This window comes from Peribacillus frigoritolerans (genome assembly GCF_040250305.1).
GTDB lineage: Bacteria > Bacillota > Bacilli > Bacillales > DSM-1321 > Peribacillus.
Genome location: NZ_CP158190.1, coordinates 1,528,404 through 1,549,147, shown reverse-complemented (window position 1 = coordinate 1,549,147; position 20,744 = coordinate 1,528,404). Strand labels below are relative to the sequence as shown.

General features: G+C 40.8%; 20 protein-coding genes. 5 read left to right on the top strand and 15 right to left on the bottom strand.

The genetic code is table 11. From position 1 onward, the window contains the following. Nucleotide 1: 1 nt before the first annotated feature. The 3 genes from ABOA58_RS07675 to ABOA58_RS07665 are packed head-to-tail and all read right to left on the bottom strand — an operon-like array spanning nt 2 to nt 3,223. The gene (locus ABOA58_RS07675; protein ID WP_350301855.1) at nt 2-1,969 is read right to left on the bottom strand and encodes a DUF6449 domain-containing protein; all 1,968 of its coding nucleotides are present in this window, start codon (nt 1,967-1,969) and stop codon (nt 2-4) included. Then, nucleotides 1,944-2,843 (bottom strand): ABC transporter ATP-binding protein, encoded by a 900-nt coding sequence (locus ABOA58_RS07670; RefSeq protein WP_350301854.1) that lies wholly within the window; start codon nt 2,841-2,843, stop codon nt 1,944-1,946. The genes ABOA58_RS07675 and ABOA58_RS07670 overlap by 26 nt, the downstream gene beginning before the upstream one ends. After that, the gene (locus tag ABOA58_RS07665) at nt 2,840-3,223 is read right to left on the bottom strand and encodes a GntR family transcriptional regulator (RefSeq protein ID WP_101224476.1); all 384 of its coding nucleotides are present in this window, start codon (nt 3,221-3,223) and stop codon (nt 2,840-2,842) included. The genes ABOA58_RS07670 and ABOA58_RS07665 overlap by 4 nt, the downstream gene beginning before the upstream one ends. A gap of 191 nt (nt 3,224-3,414) precedes the next feature. On the opposite strand from ABOA58_RS07665, the gene ABOA58_RS07660 reads away from it, so the two are divergent. After that, nucleotides 3,415-3,831 (top strand): organic hydroperoxide resistance protein, encoded by a 417-nt coding sequence (locus ABOA58_RS07660; RefSeq protein WP_137018930.1) that lies wholly within the window; start codon nt 3,415-3,417, stop codon nt 3,829-3,831. 53 nt (nt 3,832-3,884) lie between these two features. Here ABOA58_RS07660 and ABOA58_RS07655 read toward each other — a convergent pair whose 3' ends face one another. After that, on the bottom strand, nt 3,885-5,201 hold the full coding sequence (locus tag ABOA58_RS07655) for an MFS transporter (protein WP_350301852.1): 1,317 nt from the start codon (nt 5,199-5,201) through the stop codon (nt 3,885-3,887). A 177-nt stretch (nt 5,202-5,378) separates the two neighbouring features. Between ABOA58_RS07655 and ABOA58_RS07650 the strand changes: the two genes are divergently transcribed. Further along, complete coding sequence (locus tag ABOA58_RS07650; protein ID WP_350301851.1) at nt 5,379-6,200, top strand: glycerophosphodiester phosphodiesterase; 822 nt, start codon at nt 5,379-5,381, stop codon at nt 6,198-6,200. Between the two features lie 578 nt (nt 6,201-6,778). Here the strand turns inward: ABOA58_RS07650 and ABOA58_RS07645 are convergent. After that, nucleotides 6,779-7,165 carry a hypothetical protein gene (locus tag ABOA58_RS07645; RefSeq protein WP_350301850.1) on the bottom strand — a complete coding sequence of 129 codons (387 nt, stop codon included), beginning with the start codon at nt 7,163-7,165 and terminating at the stop codon, nt 6,779-6,781. A 291-nt stretch (nt 7,166-7,456) separates the two neighbouring features. Between ABOA58_RS07645 and ABOA58_RS07640 the strand changes: the two genes are divergently transcribed. Beyond that, entirely contained in the window at nt 7,457-7,744 is a 288-nt protein-coding gene (locus tag ABOA58_RS07640; protein ID WP_048687259.1) for a hypothetical protein, read from the top strand. A gap of 28 nt (nt 7,745-7,772) precedes the next feature. Then, the gene (gene yidC / locus ABOA58_RS07635; RefSeq protein WP_350301849.1) at nt 7,773-8,558 is read left to right on the top strand and encodes a membrane protein insertase YidC; all 786 of its coding nucleotides are present in this window, start codon (nt 7,773-7,775) and stop codon (nt 8,556-8,558) included. Between the two features lie 95 nt (nt 8,559-8,653). Here yidC and cphA read toward each other — a convergent pair whose 3' ends face one another. Both cphA and ABOA58_RS07625 read right to left on the bottom strand, forming a co-directional pair. Next, nucleotides 8,654-11,275, bottom strand: a complete 2,622-nt coding sequence (gene cphA / locus ABOA58_RS07630; RefSeq protein ID WP_350301848.1) for a cyanophycin synthetase — start codon at nt 11,273-11,275, stop codon at nt 8,654-8,656. Then, nucleotides 11,272-12,087, bottom strand: a complete 816-nt coding sequence (locus tag ABOA58_RS07625) for a cyanophycinase (RefSeq protein WP_350301847.1) — start codon at nt 12,085-12,087, stop codon at nt 11,272-11,274. The genes cphA and ABOA58_RS07625 overlap by 4 nt, the downstream gene beginning before the upstream one ends. A gap of 185 nt (nt 12,088-12,272) precedes the next feature. Here ABOA58_RS07625 and ABOA58_RS07620 point away from each other — a divergent pair, with 185 nt between their 5' ends. Further along, nucleotides 12,273-12,695 carry a pyridoxamine 5'-phosphate oxidase family protein gene (locus ABOA58_RS07620; protein WP_101224469.1) on the top strand — a complete coding sequence of 141 codons (423 nt, stop codon included), beginning with the start codon at nt 12,273-12,275 and terminating at the stop codon, nt 12,693-12,695. Nucleotides 12,696-13,068: 373 nt separating this feature from the next. Here ABOA58_RS07620 and ABOA58_RS07615 read toward each other — a convergent pair whose 3' ends face one another. From ABOA58_RS07615 to ABOA58_RS07580, 8 genes are all read right to left on the bottom strand, one after another. Next, complete coding sequence (locus ABOA58_RS07615; protein ID WP_350301846.1) at nt 13,069-14,115, bottom strand: M42 family metallopeptidase; 1,047 nt, start codon at nt 14,113-14,115, stop codon at nt 13,069-13,071. 91 nt (nt 14,116-14,206) lie between these two features. Continuing rightward, entirely contained in the window at nt 14,207-14,344 is a 138-nt protein-coding gene (locus tag ABOA58_RS07610) for a hypothetical protein (RefSeq protein WP_350301845.1), read from the bottom strand. Between the two features lie 33 nt (nt 14,345-14,377). Further along, nucleotides 14,378-14,566 carry a hypothetical protein gene (locus ABOA58_RS07605; RefSeq protein ID WP_350301844.1) on the bottom strand — a complete coding sequence of 63 codons (189 nt, stop codon included), beginning with the start codon at nt 14,564-14,566 and terminating at the stop codon, nt 14,378-14,380. 108 nt (nt 14,567-14,674) lie between these two features. Next, nucleotides 14,675-16,438, bottom strand: a complete 1,764-nt coding sequence (gene opp4A, locus ABOA58_RS07600) for an oligopeptide ABC transporter substrate-binding protein (protein WP_350301843.1) — start codon at nt 16,436-16,438, stop codon at nt 14,675-14,677. A gap of 18 nt (nt 16,439-16,456) precedes the next feature. Then, a complete protein-coding gene (locus ABOA58_RS07595; RefSeq protein ID WP_434547786.1) occupies nt 16,457-17,356 on the bottom strand; it encodes an ABC transporter permease in 900 nt (299 codons plus the stop codon). Between the two features lie 22 nt (nt 17,357-17,378). Continuing rightward, nucleotides 17,379-18,344, bottom strand: coding sequence for an oligopeptide ABC transporter permease (gene opp4B / locus ABOA58_RS07590; protein WP_137018948.1), 966 nt, complete (start codon nt 18,342-18,344; stop codon nt 17,379-17,381). 15 nt (nt 18,345-18,359) lie between these two features. Further along, the gene (locus ABOA58_RS07585) at nt 18,360-19,286 is read right to left on the bottom strand and encodes an ABC transporter ATP-binding protein (RefSeq protein WP_137018949.1); all 927 of its coding nucleotides are present in this window, start codon (nt 19,284-19,286) and stop codon (nt 18,360-18,362) included. After that, the gene (locus ABOA58_RS07580) at nt 19,264-20,289 is read right to left on the bottom strand and encodes an ABC transporter ATP-binding protein (RefSeq protein ID WP_350301841.1); all 1,026 of its coding nucleotides are present in this window, start codon (nt 20,287-20,289) and stop codon (nt 19,264-19,266) included. The genes ABOA58_RS07585 and ABOA58_RS07580 overlap by 23 nt, the downstream gene beginning before the upstream one ends. Nucleotides 20,290-20,744 lie beyond the last annotated feature (455 nt).

The window sequence follows — 20,744 nt, the reverse complement described above, 5'->3', positions numbered from 1 at the left end:
GTTATCTTTCATTAAAATGATCCAAAATGAAGCCGGGAACATGTTCGCCAGAAAAACTCTTGATGTCCACATCTCTGCTTTCTTTATAATAAAAGACAGCTGAGTACTCCCCGCCCCAATCGATTTGGGCATTATCAATGGCCGTCTCGATTTCCGAAGCGGTCTTAATTTTCAAGCGGTTTGGCTGTTGTTCAATCTGCTGTGCGATTTCACTTTCAGAATACGAATGATAAACTTTTGAATCGGTCTTCGCAACCAGTATATAAGAGACATCATCAACCATTAACCTTGCTTTTTCCGATTGTCCTGTACTTTCCATCCATTTTGAAAACTGAGTATATGAAGAGTCCCAATTCATATAAATGGTTTTGTCATTATGCAAGAGAATGTCGATGGAGGCATAATCACCAAAAGAAGATGTCATTTGGTCGAACGATTGATTATTCAGATCCTCCGACAATGCCTTTACGGCTGCTTCCAGCTGTTGACCGTCCGTGATCGTTATTGATTTGTCCACTTGTCCGCTCGCCGTTATCTTGATTTTTGATACGTCTCCAGCAGTAACATTCAATAACTCATTAACCATTTTTTTATATTCATTCGACTCATAAATTTTCGCCAATAGCGGCTTGTATGAGTCGTAGTTTTGCAAATGATACTCCCTCGCTAACCGTTTTCCATTCTTGAGTTCATACATCAGGAATACGGATTGTCCATCATTCAATTCACCTATGGAAACCTTTTTACCCTTATCGATTATTTCCTGATGCAATAACCTGATCGCCTCAATATTTTCCTTCTCTTTAAGATAATTTGAAGCGTTATCCGATGTGTCACCATCTTCAAAAAATAAAGGAGAATTGCCAATATAAATTTGGCTAATCATCTTTTCATCAGGAATCTTGGCCTTATAATGAAGGGGATCTATTTTTATAATGAGTGCCAGCACAATGATGGCCACTATAAATGCTGCATAACCTTTCAGGTTGACCCGTATTCGCCAAGTCTTTTGCAGGACCATTTCCCCTAAATAATATCCAAGCAAAGAACCGACGGTATATCCGAAGAAAATCCACCCTGGCTGGCCTGTCGTTTCGCTAAAATACAGCCCTGTAAACAGCATCATGCATAATGTCAGGCCGAATTTAAATAATGGCTTAATCTTCGGATAAACAAATGCCTGCGATACATGCTCCAGCTTTCTCCTCTCATAGAGAAAAAGAGAACTAATCAGAAAAAGTAAGGTTAATATACTATAAATTAAAGTATTAATAGAGAAAAAGTATATTTTTTCCATCTCCGTTGCTGCTAATAAGGGGGAGATGCCATTCATATTGGAGCTTAGATAATAATCTGCAGAAAATCCTGCTATCAAAAACTTCACATTGGCTGAAAACAATACAAACAGCCCCACCGGCAAAGCAAGAAAAATATAGGTCAGCAGTCCTTGAAAGGCTGATAATCCCGTCACCATTCCAATTAAAACGGCAACAGAAAAGATCAAAGCTTCCAAAATAAATGTATTCCCCATCCAAGACCATATATCAGGCATGGTATATAGCGTTTCTATATCAATTGCCGAGTGGAATAATATCAAAATTAAACCTGTAAGTAATATCGGCAAACCCAAGAAGCCAATTCCCGTCCCAATCATATGAATGTAGATGCTGCGTCTAGTAATCGGTAAACTATGAATAAAGTCAGAGGCTTGTTTCATTTGTAAAAACCGAAAAAGGAAGATGGCAAGTAATACTGGAATAACGATGACCAAGACAAACTGTATCATTTGCTGACAGGAAAAAAGGTTTTCGAATTCCACATATTCATTATTCTCATTCAAGATAATCGCTAACATTTCCAAAGGCAGCGCAAATATGAGGCCGACGAGATACAGGAAACCAATCCAGCCAGTGCTTCTGAAAATATAGATAATCAATTCTCTATTAAACCAGGTTATTCTGGATGACATAACCTATATCCCCCATTTCATAAATGAATATCTCCTCTAGAGTAAGGGGGAGAATATCTAATATTTCTGGCTGAAACTGATTAAAGTGCGATTTAATCATGGATTCTTTACCTTTAACGATGCAAACGATCACGCTGCCGCGTCTTTCCTTGTTTAGAATTTGAATTCCGCGGTATAAACCGTGGGGAATTTTATGTTTAAAGGCGATTTGCACTTTGTGTACATCCGCTTTTAAGTCATTCAAATCCTTTTGGATCACAAGCTCACCTCCATGTAAAATCCCGACATGATCGGCTAAATCTTCAATTTCCCGGAGATTATGGGACGAAAGTAAAATCGTCATATCCCTTTCCGATACATCCTGAATCAACAACTGCCTCACATTTTTACGCATGACCGGATCTAATCCATCAAACGGTTCATCCAGGATGAGAACTTCCGGCATCGTCGAGAGTGCGAGCCAAAAAGCAACCTGTCTTTGCATACCCTTCGATAGTTTATGTATTTTATTTTGGACGGGTATCGGAAATACTTCCTGTAATTGATAAAAACGTTCTTGATTCCATTCACTATAAATATGGCTATAAAAACCTGCCATTTGCATGATCGTATAGTTAGCCAGAAAATAAGGCGTATCAGGAAGGAAGAAACAACGATTTTTCACTTCACGGTTTTCAAACACATATGATCGATCAATTAGAACTTCACCTGCATCCTGTATCAGATTGCCTGAAAGCATTTTTAATAAAGTCGTTTTCCCCGCCCCATTTGAACCTAATAACCCGAATATGGAGCCTTTTTGTATGACCAAGGAGACGTTTTTGATCGCTTCTTTTCCTTCATATAATTTACTCACCTGTTTTATTTCAATCAAGAATCTCCCCCCTTTGCCAATGGACTGATTTCCTTTATCAATCTATAAATCTCATGCTTATCGATTCCGATATAAAGAGCTTCAGCGAGTACCCTTGAAAGCTCGTTTCTGATCTTTTCTTCTTTCAATGAATTTTTCAAGGATTTAGGAGGAGCCACGAAATTCCCTTTGCCTGGTAATGTATATATAAACCCGTCAGATTCAAGCTGCTTGTACGCTTTCTGGATCGTATTTGGATTGATGGTCAATTCCTGAGCCAATATTCGTATGGATGGGAGCTGATTATGTTCCTGTAAAACTTCATTGATCATTAGTTCCTTTAACTTATCCATCAATTGCTCATATATCGGCTTTCCATTTTGAACATCCAACTCAAACATCATAAACCCTCCTTGCAAATGGGTGTATTACATCTCCTAATACAGTACATTATAAAACAATATCTTCCAATTTAAAACCAATTTAAAACCATTTTCACACAATACTCTCCATAAACTCGCTTTCATTTTGTTTAACAAGACTTACAGGAGGGAACTAATGATAGTAAGAATAAACAAAGGAGTTGTTTTCATTGAAACCATTATATACAGCTACAGTTACCGTACAAGGCGGTCGTGAGGGACATGTTAAATCAGAGGACGGGATTCTGGACTTCGATGTGAGATCACCGAAGGAATTAGGAGGTTCCGGTGAGCGCGCCACAAACCCTGAACAGTTATTCGCAGCCGGTTACGCGGCTTGCTTTGACAGTGCCTTGAATCTTGTTCTGCAAAAAGAAAAGAAAAAAGTCGATACTTCCGTGACGGCAAATGTCACGATCGGTAAAGATGAGGAAGACGGCGGCTTTAAATTGGCTGTAAGATTGGATGTTTCTATTCCCGACCTAAGCAGGGAAGAGGCTGAAGACTTCGCCAAAAAAGCACATATGACCTGCCCCTATTCAAAAGCGACTCGCGGGAACGTCGATGTCACCTTGATTTTGGTATAAGATTATGCAAGGGAATGGATACGGCATTAAGGCCGGCTCCATTCCCTTTTTTCTTAGTTCACTTCTTCCAATCCCTTCAATTTTAAAAGAAAGACCAGACCTATTACCGCCATGATGATCAAAGAGCCCAATGCCATCCTGCTCGCCAATGTACCGAGGTCATGGAATACCAACGTTATCGTTCCATATAAAAGCGGACCGATTATTGAAGAGACTTTTCCTGAGAATGCAAATAGTCCAAAAAATTGCCCCCTCTTCTCATCCGGGGTCAATTCAATGATATATGTCCGTGATGTCACCCACATCGAACCTAGCGAAATGCCGAACATACTCCCTGCAACCCAGAACCATAGAGCGGTTTGTGCAAAGACCGCTATAAATAAAGCAACCAAAAGCAGAACTCCCACATATGTCACAGCTAGCCGCGGCCCCTTCGACTGCGTGATGTATCCAAACAGAAACGATCCGGCAATACTCGATACTGTCGAAACCAAGTAAAGCAAAATGAATCCGCTTGAGGAAAATCCAACAACAGTCTTGGCATATACGGCCATCATGCCGATAGTGGTCGCAATTGCATCATTTAAAAAGAAATAAGCAATCATGAATGTAAAAACCGATCGATAGGATTGCATCTCTTTAAATGTGGATTTAATTTCCTTATAACCGGATAAAAAAGGTTGTTTCGCTTTTTGCTGTTTTGGAGACTCTTTTAAAAAAAAGAACAATGGAAGGGAAAAAACCAGAAATAAAATGGCCGTGGGAATAAAGGCTTCATGTGAACTCCCTTTACTTATGAATGGATAGATGGACAGGCCCACTAACGTTCCAAGGTAGCCTACCGCCACGCCAAATCCTGATATAAGCGGCAATTGCTGTTTCGTGCCTAAATCACTCATCATCGTATCATAGAAAACAAGACTCGAATGATAGAAAAACTTTGCTATCACAAATAAAAGAATGACGATCGCTAAGGAAATTGGAATGCCAAGAAGCTTCCCATCGAACGACGCCCCTCCAAATACCCCCATTAAAAATGTACATACAACAGAAATGAGTGTGAAAATCATAATGTATTTTTTCATTTTTCCCGTTCGATCGATCATGACACCGAACAGCGGGGAAAACAAAACTAGAAATAAACTGGAAATCGCATTTGCGTAGGAGATGAAGGTACTGGCAATCTGATCAAGAACGGCATTTTCCCCAATCTGTTCCTGGAGGAAGAATGGAAAGAAAATCGTATTGATATTAGAGGAAAAAATCGTATTGGCAAAATCGTAAAACGCCCAAGACAGAATGGGCAGGGAAAAATATAAACCAAAATTCCCCTTCCATTTTTTAGACTTCGGTTTCACCTGCAATTCCATCTGCTTTCCCTCCTTATTGATACTTAAATTATATGTATTCCATACCTTTCCAATAAATCCTTTAAGTCGGATTATAACATTGTGTAAAACATGATTTTTTCCTGGCTAACATGTAAAATTATGAAATGAGTCTGTCCTGCTAAATTTTAATCATTTTGCCTAATAGGAGTGTGAAAGATGATTGCATTTTTTCTTATTATCGTGATAACCATGCTTGTCCTGTTCGCTCTCTACGCTAAAAGATCAAAGAGTGATTTCCCTGAAAGCTTAATAATCCAGCATTCCCCCCTTAAAATTGGACATCGCGGTGCATCTGGATATTGCCCCGAGAATACAATGGCATCTTATAAAAAAGCTATTGAATTGGGAGCTGATTTCCTGGAAGTGGATATCCATCTTAGTAAAGATGATGTACTTGTGGTTCATCATGATCCCACCCTGGATCGAACCACGAACGGCAAAGGGAACATCCGTGATTACACGGCTGCCGAATTAAAGGAACTGGATGCAGGAAGCTGGTATCATTCCCGTTATAAAAACGAAAGGATTCCTTTACTAAGTGAGGTATTGGAGAATTTCGGGTCTGAAGCCGGAATCTTAATCGAATTAAAACATCCATCTGCTTATCCCGGCATTGAACAGAAACTTGCAGAGGAATTAGGAAAATTCCAGGAATATTCAACAAGTGAAAATAGGATAATGGTTCATTCATTCGATATGGAATCCATGAAAAGGTTTCATCAATTAATGCCGGACATACAAGTGGGCGTTTTGATAAAACGCCCAATTAATGACCAAAAATTAAAGGAGATTGCCGAGTTTGCATCATTTTTGAATCCAAAGCAAACAATTTTGAGTAAGAAACTGCAAATGCGAATCCAAAAGCACGGGATGAAAGTATATACATGGACCGTCAACAATAAAAAACAAATCCGCATGTTCAAAAAGATGCAGTTAGATGGGATCATTTCTGATTTTCCTGATTATTTTTTTGATTGAATCTTTGAAGGAATTTGCCTTCTTTAATAACTTTACACTTGATTTCAGAAATCCGCTCCCTTTCCGCCCGCTGTCTGCCAAGCCTCATCAAAGCAAGCATCCAGCGGGGTCTCATCTAGCCAGTTTTCGGCATGAGTGTCGCAAATTTCTTCAATCTAATAAGGGTTACAGTAAAAAACATTAAGGATAATCTAGTCTCGTTTTAAAATCATGGTTCGGGGTGAGACCATTCCGAACCTCCTTCTTAAAAAAACATCCTGTTGTTTTAAGAAGGAGCACTTTTTTGGGGGCCGTTCACGCCGTTTTTCGACCCACACTACACTTTATTCGACCGTTCACCCATTTATTCGACCCACACTGCACTTTATTCGACCGTTCACCCATTTATTCGACCCACACCAGACTTTATTCGACCGTTCACCAATTAGTTCGACTACACCGTACTTTTTTCGCCCACCTTTTGTCCACAACTGAACAATCCGCTAATGCGCATTGTTATTTTAATAACAATGAAAGAATTGTATCTCATGCGCGTCCGTTCCATAATAGGCCCATCGCTGTTGACTTCGTCTCCATCGTTAACCTGCCACGGAATTATAGCCGACATATGTGGGGTAAAACCAAAATGAGCGGCCATTTTTAAGCCAAACATACGTATGTTTGTATAAACACCCTTTTATTGAACCAGTGTCCATTGCCTTAGACATTCCATCATGAAGTTGTGGAGTGAATAATGGCGGAGCTATATGAGGCGGGCCTCCTCCGTGGGGCGGCCGCGGCGGCGGCTGGTCCCCGTAGGACGGGCCAGGCGGGCCAGGAGGAGTCCTTATATCCATTATTTGATTTTCAAATGGATATGGCACTGCCAAGAAATCATTATCCATGTTTCGGAGATGTGCATTTTGATATATATTTTCAGTACCGTTATTGTTATTCTGTTGATCGAATGAATTGTATGGTTTCATACTTTTTCACCTCATAATTGAACTTCCTTTTATCCGTATGTAGACGAACGACCATATGTGCATCTTCATTCCGAATTACTTGTCTCGACTCTGGGGTTCTACAGAAATATTTAATCAGAAAATATTCCCTGTTTATTTTTTGAAAAAATCCCTATATTTTTTAGCTTTCTTGCACTAGAATTTGATATAGTGTTCTTAATGATTTAAACTCAATAAGGTCAAAAGCATTTCAGGCCCTGAATCATTTTTGGAGGCCAAATTTTCTTATCTTAGAAAAAACGAGGGATTCCTATGTGGGAATTATTATTAGAATTCGATTATCAGACCGTTCGCCATGCGGTATGGGCAGGTTACTTATTTACCTTTGTCTTTCCACTGGCTGCGTTTTACTTCTTAAATAAAAAGCAATCGCTCTTGAACGACAAATATCAAGCTTCCGTTCATACAGATAAAAGTAAATCCCCTGTTCATGCGGGCAGCATTTTTGACTGGCGCGGTGCACAGCGCTTCTTCACATTTATCCGGCAAAAGGATTCACCAGATGATTCCGATGAGCCAAGCCTCCTTCTCGTTGTTTAATCACTAACAATTTGAGGAGGAAATTATATTGAAGAAGAAAAACATGTTTCTAATTGCCGTACTATTTCTGGCAACGACCCTATTGACAGGATGCTCAGCAGCAACGAGCGGTCCATTTCATACCGCTTTGGTTAACCCGATGACAAAAATGCTGGAGTTTAATGCTGATTTATTTAATGGCAACTATGGTTTAAGCATCATCATGATGACATTTTTGATTCGCCTTGTCTTGCTTCCACTGACTGCCAAGCAATATAAAACACAGCTTAGCATGAAAACGAAGATGAATGGTCTGAAACCGGAAATGACTGCAATCCAGCAGAAAATCAAAGAGACGAAAGATCCAGCTAAACAAAAGGCCCTTCAACAGGAAATGATGCAGCTTTACCAAAAGCATGGAGTCAACCCTTTAAACATGGGCTGTTTGCCGCTCTTAATTCAAATGCCGATTCTAATGGGCTTTTATTATGCGATCCAAGGCTCCCATGAAATTGCGACCCATAGTTTCCTTTGGTACAGCCTTGGTCAGCCGAATATTGCCATGGCGATTATTGCTGGTGTCATTTATTACTTCCAATCGGTCATTTCCATGAGACAAATGCCGGAGGAACAGCAGAAACAAATGAAGATGATGAGCCTGCTCTCACCAGCAATGATTTTATTCATTTCTTTCTCCGCTCCTGCTGCTTTGCCGTTATATTGGTCAATCGGAGGTATATTCATGATTGTTCAGTCCATCGTGCTTCAGCGAATATATAATAAAGACCATGCCGTTGTTCCGGCTGCAAATGAAACGGTTATGAAAAAAAGCTAATCCAATTGGATTAGCTTTTTTTTCATACAGTGAAATTTTCGCGAGTAATTGCTAGCCTTGATGGAAAGTGGATTTTCAGGGTGAAATTCACTGTTTTATTTCTTCGGCAATGGATTTGTTGAAACCTTTTCGAAAAACTTCTCTACATATTCGAAATCCGTGTAAAAGAACAATAATAGGTCACCCGGTTGTGATGCTTCCCAGGCTTTTATGAATGCGTCCAATTCATTAGGTTCGATTAAGGTCCGATCTTTTTGTAACCCTGCTTCTACGGCAGCTTCCTGAAGCAGCCTGGCTACTTCGAAAGGCTCCCTGCCTCGCAAATCATCGTCTTCTTTAATGATGAACAGATCAGAATTCATGGCCGCCGCCTTGGAGAGCCTGATAAGCTCTTCATCAATACGGTCCCCAGGTCCTGCCAAAACAGTGATAAGACGATTTTTGTTATAAGCACTGACCGTTTCGAATATGGCCTTCAATCCTGCTTCATTATGGGCATAGTCGATGATGATCGTGCGCTCTTTCAACTTTTTTAAATTGAAACGTCCTTTGGACAAATTCGTATCAGGCATAAATGTGGCAGCCTTCCTTCGTAGTTCTTCCATGGAAATTCCTTGAGTTTCGGCTGCGGCTAACGCCTGAAGTAAATTGGCGATATTATGACGTGCCATGCCGGAAATCGTTATTGGAATCTTGATGCAATCCATAAATTGATGGATGACACCATCAGATGAATGACAGATTACACCTTGTTCATTGACGTACCAAACTTTACATCCACCATTTATCGCAGCCTTAACGTGAGGCTGGGTGGCATCAGTAGAGGTGTAAATGACCTCTCCATCTGTATGGGCGTTCATGGCAGCTACATTCGGATCATCTGCATTCAGCACACAATAGCCTGTCTTCATTACGACTTCGGCTACCAGCCTCTTTAATTTAATGAGATCATCCAAAGTATCGATTCCATCACGGCCGAGGTGATCCTCACTTACATTGGTAATGATCCCCACATCACATTTACGAAAAGCAAGACCTTCACGCAGAATCCCTCCTCTGGCCGTTTCCAATACGGCTACATCAACTTCAGGATGGGCCAATACCATTCTTGCACTGACCGGACCACTGCAGTCGCCTTGATCCAAAACCTCATCTCCGATATATACTCCATCAGAATTCGTCATACCCACTTTTGTATTTTCATTAGACAGAAAATAATGAACCAATCGGGTCGTTGTCGTCTTTCCATTTGTTCCGGTCACTGCGATGATCGGTATAGCTGCCTCTTCCCGAGTCGGAAATAAATAATCAACAATGGCCTTGCCTACATCCCTTTTTTTCCCTTCGCTCGGATAATGATGCATTCGAATTCCCGGAGCAGCATTCACTTCAATAATTGCAGTCCGTGAATGTTCGATTGGTTTTGATATATCCTCACAAATAAAATCGATTCCGGCTATATCCAAACCGATCGCTTTCGCGGCAGCAGCCGACATATTCTTAATGGTGGGATGAACCTGATCCGTTACATCGATTGCCTTTCCACCAGTTGAAAGATTTGCATTGCCGACAACTTGAACCAATTCCCCTTGATTCGGAATGGTATCGAGCGTCCGATTCGATTTTTCCAAGTAACAGGTCACGGTATGTGTAAGTGGGATTTTTGACATCGGCTTCTCATGTCCTTCCCCCCGTAAATCATTACAGTTTTCTTTTTCTATCAATTTACGTATCGATTCCTTACCGTTGCCAATAACATAGGGAGGAAGCCTCAAACTAGCTGCTATAAGTTCACCGTTGACTATCAGTAACCGATAATCATGTCCTTCAATATGCCGTTCGACTATGTACTTCTCCACATGCGACTCCAAACAATTGATTACATTGAATAGTTCATCCTTATTTTTGATATGGGTGATGACACCCTGCCCCTGCCTCCCATTATACGGTTTAATGACCAGCGGAAAACCCAGCCTGTCCGCCGAGGCAAAGATATCTTCGATGGAATGGGCAACTTCACCTTCAGGTACAGGGAGGCCACACCCTCTTAAAATTGATTTGGTCAATGATTTGTCACATGAATTCTCAACGGCAATATTCGAAGTCTGGCTGGAAATTGTCGCCTGGACATACTTCTGCCTTGTACCGGTTCCTAAACGCAGTAAGCTTTCATCACCCATACGCTCGACAGGGATGCCTTTTGCTTGTGCTGCCTTAAAAATGGCTTCGGTACTTGGACCCAGTTTATTTTTATAATATAACTGCTCTATTTGTTTTACATAAGATTGTACATTTATATGCTTTTCACCATTCAGGATGGCTTCCGCGATATCTTTTGCTGCTAAAAAAGCTTGAAGGCCTGAGTGAGGTTCCTGATAGTCATAGGTCACATAATAAAAACCCTTCTTTTCCATCATAATCGTTTTTCCACGAATGGCTTCGATTCCGGCCAGGTTTTGAAGCTCAATCGTCATATGCTCCAATATATGTCCCATCCATGTTCCTTTTCTCAGCCTTTCGGCAAAACCGCCTCGATACCCTTTTGAACATGTATGGCTTCCCAGGTTCGGGAGCGTCTTTAACAATTTTTCATTGAATCCAGGTATTGAATCAGATGGTTTCTGTTCCAGTTCCCCTATATCCAATTCAATGCAAATCGTCGGTGTATAAGCAAAATAATTAGGTCCTTTTAAATAACGGACTCGATTGATTATCATTGTTGGATCCCCTTTTTCATCAACAATTTCCTTTTAAGCAGGTCAAAACGGTATCCCCTGGTTAGTGCATGAAGGTTAAATCCCGAAAGAGTCAACTCTTCACTGCCATTCTCAGAAGTTGTGATATTGATATAATCACTGGTGCTGCCATCAAGAACCAATACTTGATGTTGGCCAACTACTTCAAAAAGACTGTCTTTAACTAAAATTGCTGTATTTTCATCAATGCCAATACCCATAATTTCCTTTTTCCCTGCTATCGCACTTAACAGGCGGTCAAAGCGGCCACGCTGGGAAAAATGTTGATCGATTATCAAACCGTCAAGGAAGCCGAAGCCTACCCCAATCTCAACCTTTAACTTATTGTCATTCAGCATCGTGTCAGCAGCAATGATCATATGCTTACCTAAAATGGAAGCGCCAGCACTTGTCCCTGCTATCACCATTCCTTTATGCCAGGCTTTAGAAAGGGCATCGTGGAATTTGGTTTTTCCAATCAGCTCAAACAATCGGCTTTGGTTTCCCCCTGAAATGAAGATGGCGGAAAAAGATGTCAGCTGTTCACAAATTGCCGGGTCATCTGCATCCTGCCTTGAATCCAGCTTGATCACTTCCACCCTGCCCACGCCTAAATCCCTGAAAATCTTGATATACTCTGTACTCACTTCCTCAGGAATTTCACTCGCTGTAGGCAATATTCCTATTCCGCCATCCCTATTACGGGTTGCAAGCTCGACAAATTTATTTAATACCTCACCTTCAAGGCACTTATCCTCTGCCCCGCCAATGATAAGTAATTCACCACAATTCATTCATCATACTCACCTTTACAAATGGATTAACATCATGAAATTGCTCAAAATAGAACACATAATGACTAGTATGGCAACTTCTATCAATCTTCATTCATAAAAATGGCAAACTGCAGAATTTTGTTTAACTTAATGAAAAGAGAGGAAAAGTAATAGAGTAAAAAAAATAAAAGGAGTGTGCAAAAATGAGCCAAAACCAAATAAAAGAAAAAGTGTTGAACATCATCCGTGATCATAAAATAGGAGTTTTATCTTCAGTTGAAAACAACAAACCACATTCACGCTATATGACATTCTTTAACGATGATTTAACTTTATACACACCAACGAGCGGAAAGACGGAAAAAATTGATGAAATTGAAAAGAATCCTAATGTTCATATCCTGATTGGCTATGATAATAAAGGATTGGGCGATTCTTACCTGGAAATCTCAGGTACCTCGAAAATAAACGATTCTCAGGAACTGAAGGATAAATTATGGAATGAATCATTTGAAGATTGGTTCGAAGGTCCGAAAGATCCGAATTATTTAATCCTGCAAATTAAGCCGGAAAGCATCCGGTTGATGAACAACAACGGTGAACCTCCACAAGAATTATCATTGTAAATCTTTATTTTTTGTACTTACGCCAATTCACGAGTATTACGCTCAAACTCACGAGTAAATGGCCCAAACCTCACGAGTAAATGGCCCAAACCTCACGAGTAAATGGCCCAAACCTCACGAGTAAATGGCCTAAACTCACGAGTAAATGGCCCAAACTCACGAGTTAAACACCAATACTTCCGAGTAAATGGCCTAAACTCACGAGTTAAACACCAAAACTTACGAGTATTTAATCGAAATTCACTAGTAATCCGTCAATTCACGAGTAAATGATCGAAATTCACGTGCACCTCACTAAAAACACAGTACTATAATAAAAATATCGCTAAAAAACAGTTAAAAGCCCGCACATGAATGCGGGCTTTTTTCACGATTATACCAACTCTGATTGGATATAGTGCAAAATCAGATTGGCTGTATGCTTTAATGAAGAGACATGTGTCCGCTCGAAGGCATGTGATGCATCGATTCCCGGTCCGATCAGACCATGTACGACATCATATCCTGCCCGGATTGCGGCGGAAGCGTCCGATCCATAATATGGATAAATATCGACTCGGTAGTCGACGGCATTTGCTTGGGCAAGTGAAACTAAATGCTGACGCAGTTTATAATGATAAGGACCCGAGGAGTCTTTTGCGCAAATGGAAACGCTGAATTCATCCGTCGATTGTCCATCACCGATCGCGCCCATATCGACAGCTAGATATTCGACTGTTTTCTCAGGGATATTGGAATTTCCGCCATAGCCGATTTCTTCATTGTTGGAAATCAGGAAATGGGTCGTATAGGCCAATTTTATCTTTCCTGCGGAAATGAGGTCAATGATATGAAGGAGGATGCCTACGCTAGCTTTATCATCCAAATGCCTTGATTTCAAAAAGCCTGTATCCGTCACTTCCACTCTCGGTTCAAAGGAGACAAAATCTCCAACAGAAATGCCAATGGCCTCGGTTTCCGCTTTAGTTTTCACGACAGCATCTATCCGGACCTCTATTGTCTCATCATCCCGCTTGGCATCGCCGGCATTTTTATATACGTGGACAGAGGTCTGATTGATTAAAATGGTCCCGGTGATAAAGGCTCCGTCAGCTGTATGGATTTTACAATACTCCCCTTCCACTGAGTTCCAGCGGAAACCGCCGATCATCGTCAATTTAAGGCGGCCATTCGCCTTGATTTCCTTTACCATGGCTCCCAGAGTATCGACATGGGCAGTAAGCAAGCGATGTTTGTCATCATCTTCGCCTTTTAACGAGGCAAGCAATGCCCCTTTATTCGTAATGTTGTAAGGAACCTTCCTCTGCTCCATGAAATCGGCCGCGTATTTAATGGCTTTCTCAGTATAGCCGGAGGGGCTGGGTATGGACACCAATTCTTTTATGTAAGATACAATTTCTTTTTCTTCGACCACGCTCATGCAAATCTCTCCTTTCCTCTTGCTTCATTATATCTTTTCATGGCAACTTTTAACATATTTAAAGACCGCCAAAAGGCGGTCCTTAATCGATTTAACTCATAAAAGCCAGGACAGGCAACATGGCCATAACTAATGTTGAAATTCCATATAACGCTAAATTCTCCATATTCACTTTTCTTTTCCACTTATCGCGCCATACTTTGTATCTATCCATATCTTCGGTTCTCATTAAAAAAAACCTCCTTCATGATGAAAGTTCAACTTACTTCAACTGTCTTTGTTTGTTGGACATTTCCTTCATATACTCCAAGAAGGCAATTCTCTTTTCGTCTGGATAGGCTGTAATGTCTGCAATGATTTCCTCTTCGAGAGGCTTCAGTAAACGGCCAACCGATTCAGTAAACAATATTTCTAACTCTCTCTTTGTTTCATTAGGATTTCTCACTTCCATCAATATCACCCTTCCAATTACTTACTATTATCTATATAACCTTTATCCACTTCATTGAAACGCAAAAAAACGACCGCCCATATAGGCAGCCGCTTTTCATCAATTAAATTATTTCGTTACACCGACATTATGCCACTGATATTGGCGGCCTGCGAGATAATCATAACCTGTAACACGTTCATTCACTCCAGCCAATTGATAACGGAATAATGTCGGAATGACCGGAACCTCTTCATGGATCAATTCTTGCCACTCATTATACGTATCGATTCGATATTGATCATCGAAGGCTTCCTCTGAAATCCCTTTAGCAAGGAGCTCATCATTTTTTTCATTCACCCAGCGGGTATAGTTAAATTCTGCAGATCTGGACCAAATTCCTGATGGATCCGGATCGGAAGCGACACCCCATGCAGCTGAATATACATCAACTTCGTCATTATCCTTTTTCAGCAGGTCATAGAATGAATTGAACTCATGCAGCCTTCCATCCTGCAATTCAACGTCCAAACCTACTTGTTCCCATTGCTGGATATAATACTTCGCTAGTGGCTCAGAAACATCGGAACCGCTCATGGAAGCAAAGTTGATCTTGAACTCTTTTCCATCCGCATCTTCTCGAAGGCCATCATTATTCGTATCTACAAAACCTGCATCATCCAAAAGTTTTTTTGCTTTTTCTGGATCATATTCATATGGTTTTACATCTTTATTGTTATATTTAAAGTTCGGTGTAATGACAGAGTTGGCAGGGAAGCGAAGGCCCTTGAACATTTTTTCGCCAACTTCTTCATTATTGATGGCATATGCCATTGCCTGACGAAGGCGTTTATCACCGAATTTTGGATTCTCATCCATAACATTTTCTTCTTTTTCCTTATCATAATGACCGAAGTTGAAACCAATATAGGAATAAGCCAATTCAACTTTCCCCAATAATTCGACATTGTCCAGTTCCTTGGCCTGTTCATATTGCTCCGCCAGGACCTCCGCTACATCGAGGTCGCCATTTTCAAGTGACTTGACGACAACAGACGGATTCACGACTTTTAATGTGACACTGTCCAATTTAGGTTCACCGCGGTAATAATCTTTGTTCGCTTCGAATTCGACCGCTTCCCCTTGAACGATTTTCTTCACTTTGAATGGTCCAAAACCAATCGGATTTTTACGGATTTTATCCGATGATTCCAAATCTGCAATCGGAACATCTTTTAAGTATTCTTTATGAAGCGGGTATGTCCATAATCCGGTCGTGACAGAAGGATTCGCTTTTTTGAAAGTGAAAGTGATTTTCTTGCCGTCGACTTTTATGCCTGAAATCTTGTCCGCTTTCCCTTCATGATACTCCTCCATACCCTCGATTAAAGCCATTTGTTCATCATAGCGTACACCTTTATAATCTTTGCTTCCCATGACAAGGTATGCATATTCTAAATCAGCGCCTGTCACAGGCTTTCCATCATGCCATTTCACATTATCCTTAATTGTCAGCGTAACCGTTTTATGATCATCCGAAATCTCATAGGAAGCGGCACCTTCATTCGTGAAAACATAGTTTTCGTCTGTATCCAATAAATCTTCATCAAAGAATGAGATAACTTGGTTATCAGGTTCGCCTTGATAGAAAACTTTGTTTAATATCCCTTCAAACGGGGTATCGGATACCAATCCATATGTCAAATGGCCGCCTTCAATCGGCTCTCCTTGATTCGTCGTCTTTGTCGGGAATTTAGAGGTATCGACCTGTTCGACATCTTTCCCTTTTTTCTCTTTCGTTGATGATTTCTCCGTATCATCCGAACATGCAGCAAGCAGTAGAGACGAAATGGCCAATGCACTTAATACCTTACTGTAGCTTTTGATTTTCATATCATACACTCCCCTTTTTTATCCTCTTCTTTGTCTTGCATCGGCGGCGCGTTTTAACGCTTGACCAACGAAATTTATACTCAGCATCAACACTAAAATCATGAGTGATGCGGGTACCCATATCCACCACTTGTTTTCCAGAACATCTGGATTTCGAGCATAGCTGATGAGCGTCCCTAAACTCGGCGTGCTCTCCGGAAGACCGAACCCTAAGAAAGTCAAACTGGATTCTAGGCCAATATTGCCAGCAAGGTTCAAAATGAAGTTAACGATGATCAGTGAACTGACATTGGGCAGAAGCTGAAACAGGATGATTTTCCAATGTGGCGTCCCGAGTGTCTGTGAGGCGTGGATATAATCCAGCTCACGCTCTGACAAAGCCTTTGAACGAATCAGCCGGGCCTTACCTGTCCATAAAAACATCGTCATGATTAAAATGAAAACATATACATTGAAGATCGGTACAATCGTGACTACAACGATGATGAACATCAATTGCGGCAGGGCAATCACGAAATCGATAATCCGCATGATCACATTATCGGTTGCCCCGCCGAAGTAGCCAGCCAGAAGCCCTAATGATAAACCGATGATAGCGGTGAATAATGTTATGAATAAACTGATCGTGAATGAATTCCTTGTACCCACTATCAATTGTGCAAATACATCCCGGCCGCCATAATCGGTTCCAAGCCAATAGTCTGAAGATGGTTCCATATAAATGGAGAGGAAATCGACCTTGGCTATTTCCTTGGCGTCCATGAAGAGCGACGCACCGTAAACAAAAATCAATATGGCTGCTAATATAATCAATGAGCCCATGGCAAGTTTATCCTTTTTGATTTCCTGCCAGATGATTTTGATTCCTGAAGGGCTCACATCGTTAACTTGTATGTTCTTTCCGGTTTCTACTTTCATTTCCATACGACTCACCCCGCTCCTATTCTATCCGTATGCGCGGATCGACCGCACTAAGTATGATGTCCGAAAGAAGAGTGCCAAGCAGAGTGGCAAATCCCGTCATCATGACGATGGCCGTGACAACGCTGAAATCCCGCAGACTGACTGAACTAAGGAAAAGCTGCCCCAGACCCGGATAACTGAAAATGGTCTCGATTATGACCGCGCCTCCGATCAATCCAGTAATTTCATAACCTAAGAATGCCGCTATCGGTAAAAAGGAATTTCTCAGGATATGCCGTGAATATACTTTTGATTCAGGCACTCCCTTCGAACGCGCTGTCCTTACGAAATCCTTGATTTTATTATCGATGATTTCATTTCGCAAATATTGGATCGTACTTGTTGTTGCAATTAAAGCTGTACTTAAAGCTGGTAAAATCAAATGATTGATCTTGCTTACAACATAGGCGAATGTTCCTTCATCCACCTTTGAATCGACACTGCCACCAGACGGGAACCAATCCAGGGCAAATCCGAAAACGAATAACATGATTAAAGCAAAAATGAAAATCGGCGTGCCAAATCCTACATAGCTATAACCCGTAACGGTTTTATCCACCCAGGTATCGTTATACCTTCCGCTAAGTATGCCTAATGGAATTGCAAGCATATATGTAAAGATCAGCGTGACCAACGCCAGGAACACCGTGTTCCAAAGCCTGTCTTCGATAACATCCATGACAGGCGTCTTATGTGTATAGGAAATACCGAAATCCCCCTGTACTGCATTGGATGCCCACCTTATATATTGTTGGTACCAAGGGTCATTCAAACCCAGTTCTTCCCTGATCCTATCAAGCTCGGCCGGGTTTGCCCTAGGATTGATTTCCTGGCCTGACAGTGCATCTCCCGGCATTGCTTTTGCCATCATGAAAACGATGATGCTCAATAAAAAGAGCTGCGGGATCATAACTAATAAACGCCTTAGGATAAACTTCCACATATTCCTTCCACCTCCTTATTGTAATGCGACTCTATGTGTCGATGAAATTGGCTTCAAATCGTAGGCACGTCCATTCTCATCGAAATATTTTGAGTAGGTAGACTCATATTCCGAGGTGAGTTTTTTTCTAAGCTGCACTTTATCTTCGCGAACTTCCGGCTCTAAATCCGGAATGGCGGCAATCAGGCGCTTCGTGTATATATGTTGCGGATTTTCATAGATTTCCTCGCTTTTGCCTTCCTCTACCAATCTACCTCGATACATAACGCCCATCCGGTCACACATATGCCGGATTACACCTAAGTCATGACCGACAAATAAATAAGTCAAATTGAACTCCTGTTGAAGATCCTGAAGGAAATTCAATACCTGTGCCTGAACGGAAACATCCAGTGCTGACACCGGTTCATCCGCAATGATCAGTTTAGGTTTCAATGTCAAAGACCTGGCAATCCCAATCCGCTGGCGCTGTCCCCCTGAAAATTCATGAGGATACTTGTGAATCGACTCCGGACTGAGTCCGACTTTGTCCAAGAAGTCCTGGACGATTTTCTTTTCCTCTGAAGGTGATAACCGTTCGAAGTTCCTCAGCGGTTCGGCAATGATGTCAAGTACCCTCTTCTTGGGATTCAATGATGAATACGGGTCTTGGAAAATCATTTGGATATCTTTTCTAAATGGTTTAATTTCTTTTCTACTTAAAGATGCTAAATCCCTGCCTTCAAACAGGATTTGTCCGGATGTGACATCATTCAGCTTGACCACTGCCTTGCCTGTCGTGGACTTGCCGCTTCCGGATTCCCCGACCAACCCATATGTTTCCCCTTGCTGCAACTCAAAGGAAACACCGTCCACGGCCTTTACGTGATCGACCACCCTTCTGAAAAAACCGCCCCTTATTGGAAAATGCACTTTCAGATTATCTAATTTGAGTAATGTCATGGGCCGATGCATCTCCTTCAGCTTGAAAATAAAATTTTTTATAGCACGTACAGCGCACAAAATGGTCGTTGCCCACTTCGTGAAGTTGGGGTGTCTCTTCATGCGCATGCTTAGGTATCCAAGGAATCCTATCTTGGAAACGACATCCTATCCGATCCATTTTAGCTATCGATGGAACGATTCCCTCAATAACGTGCAACCGGTTTTTCTCGTGTGCAGCCGAAGGAATCGAATTTAATAACGACCTCGTATATGGATGCAGCGGATTGTTGAATATCTCTTTAACACTTCCCGTTTCCACTACCTGACCTGCATACATGACAACGATCCTGTCAGCGACTTCAGCTACGACGCTCAGATCATGTGTAATTAAGATGATCCCCATTTTTGTCCTGCTTTGGATATCCTTCAGCAGATCAAGTATTTGTGCTTGAATCGTAACATCCAGTGCCGTCGTGGGTTCATCGGCAATGACCAGCGCAGGGTTGCAAGCAATGGCAATCGATATCATTGCCCTTTGCCGCATTCCGCCCGAGAGCTCATGCGGATATTGCTTGTACGTCCGTTCAGGATAAGGAATTCCCACTTGTGTCAAAAGTTCGATCGTCCTGTTCTTTTTTTCAGCACTGGAGAGTTCAGTATGGTAATCAAGATTCTCCTCGATCTGTTTTCCTATGGTCATGAGCGGGTTCAAAGCCGTTAATGGTTCCTGGAATATCATACCCAATTCCTTACCACGGACTTTATTCATTTGCACATCATTCAACTTTAGTAGATTTTGACCTTTATAATTGATATTTCCTTCGGATTTCGTTCTCTGCTTATTATGTAATTGCATGATAGATAAGGCCAAGGCACTCTTTCCACAACCTGATTCTCCAACAACTGCTACAATTTCATTTTCATTCACCGTAAACGAAACATCATCCACCGCTGCATGATATTTGTTACCGATTCGAAATGAGGTAGTTAGGTTCTCTATTTGTAAAATAGCTTTCTTCATCCTTGCTCCCCCTAAACTATTTTATCGGGAAAATAATTAATCTTCTGATAATTAGTTAAAATTTTAATCAATTTATTACATTTATACAACAGTTTTTTTAGAAAATAATCACATTTTTTTCATATTTTATAACTTTAGGAATAATTTTCTGCAATAAAAAATCGTTTCCTTTATAACTGTTATACAGTAAAGTTTTGAAGTCCGATTAAATATATAGAATCAATAATTTTGAATTTATTATTTCAAGATATCTTTTTTTAAGTTTATGCCCATTTATTGACCTTGTCGTTTTACGTACCGCGGAATGGTTCTGGTTGAAGTATTTTAATATTTCAGAAAAATTAGTATATTTGCAAGAATATCATAGAAAAGGTAATTACTTCATATATATTTCAATACTTTTAAAAAAACACCTAATTTTCATGTAATGCAATGAAACCTTTTTAAAACAGATT

Excerpts from the sequence above, each read along its gene's own strand:
- ABOA58_RS07675 (WP_350301855.1), bottom strand. The coding sequence starts at position 1,969 with ATGTCATCCAGAATAACCTGGTTTAATAGAGAATTGATTATCTATATT.
- ABOA58_RS07665 (WP_101224476.1), bottom strand. The coding sequence starts at position 3,223 with ATGTTTGAGTTGGATGTTCAAAATGGAAAGCCGATATATGAGCAATTG.
- ABOA58_RS07655 (WP_350301852.1), bottom strand. The coding sequence starts at position 5,201 with ATGGAATTGCAGGTGAAACCGAAGTCTAAAAAATGGAAGGGGAATTTT.
- ABOA58_RS07650 (WP_350301851.1), top strand. The coding sequence starts at position 5,379 with ATGATTGCATTTTTTCTTATTATCGTGATAACCATGCTTGTCCTGTTC.
- ABOA58_RS07645 (WP_350301850.1), bottom strand. The coding sequence starts at position 7,165 with ATGAAACCATACAATTCATTCGATCAACAGAATAACAATAACGGTACT.
- ABOA58_RS07640 (WP_048687259.1), top strand. The coding sequence starts at position 7,457 with ATGTGGGAATTATTATTAGAATTCGATTATCAGACCGTTCGCCATGCG.
- cphA (WP_350301848.1), bottom strand. The coding sequence starts at position 11,275 with ATGATAATCAATCGAGTCCGTTATTTAAAAGGACCTAATTATTTTGCT.
- ABOA58_RS07625 (WP_350301847.1), bottom strand. The coding sequence starts at position 12,087 with ATGAATTGTGGTGAATTACTTATCATTGGCGGGGCAGAGGATAAGTGC.
- ABOA58_RS07620 (WP_101224469.1), top strand. The coding sequence starts at position 12,273 with ATGAGCCAAAACCAAATAAAAGAAAAAGTGTTGAACATCATCCGTGAT.
- ABOA58_RS07615 (WP_350301846.1), bottom strand. The coding sequence starts at position 14,115 with ATGAGCGTGGTCGAAGAAAAAGAAATTGTATCTTACATAAAAGAATTG.
- ABOA58_RS07610 (WP_350301845.1), bottom strand. The coding sequence starts at position 14,344 with ATGAGAACCGAAGATATGGATAGATACAAAGTATGGCGCGATAAGTGG.
- ABOA58_RS07605 (WP_350301844.1), bottom strand. The coding sequence starts at position 14,566 with ATGGAAGTGAGAAATCCTAATGAAACAAAGAGAGAGTTAGAAATATTG.
- opp4A (WP_350301843.1), bottom strand. The coding sequence starts at position 16,438 with ATGAAAATCAAAAGCTACAGTAAGGTATTAAGTGCATTGGCCATTTCG.
- ABOA58_RS07595 (WP_434547786.1), bottom strand. The coding sequence starts at position 17,356 with ATGAAAGTAGAAACCGGAAAGAACATACAAGTTAACGATGTGAGCCCT.
- opp4B (WP_137018948.1), bottom strand. The coding sequence starts at position 18,344 with ATGTGGAAGTTTATCCTAAGGCGTTTATTAGTTATGATCCCGCAGCTC.
- ABOA58_RS07585 (WP_137018949.1), bottom strand. The coding sequence starts at position 19,286 with ATGACATTACTCAAATTAGATAATCTGAAAGTGCATTTTCCAATAAGG.
- ABOA58_RS07580 (WP_350301841.1), bottom strand. The coding sequence starts at position 20,289 with ATGAAGAAAGCTATTTTACAAATAGAGAACCTAACTACCTCATTTCGA.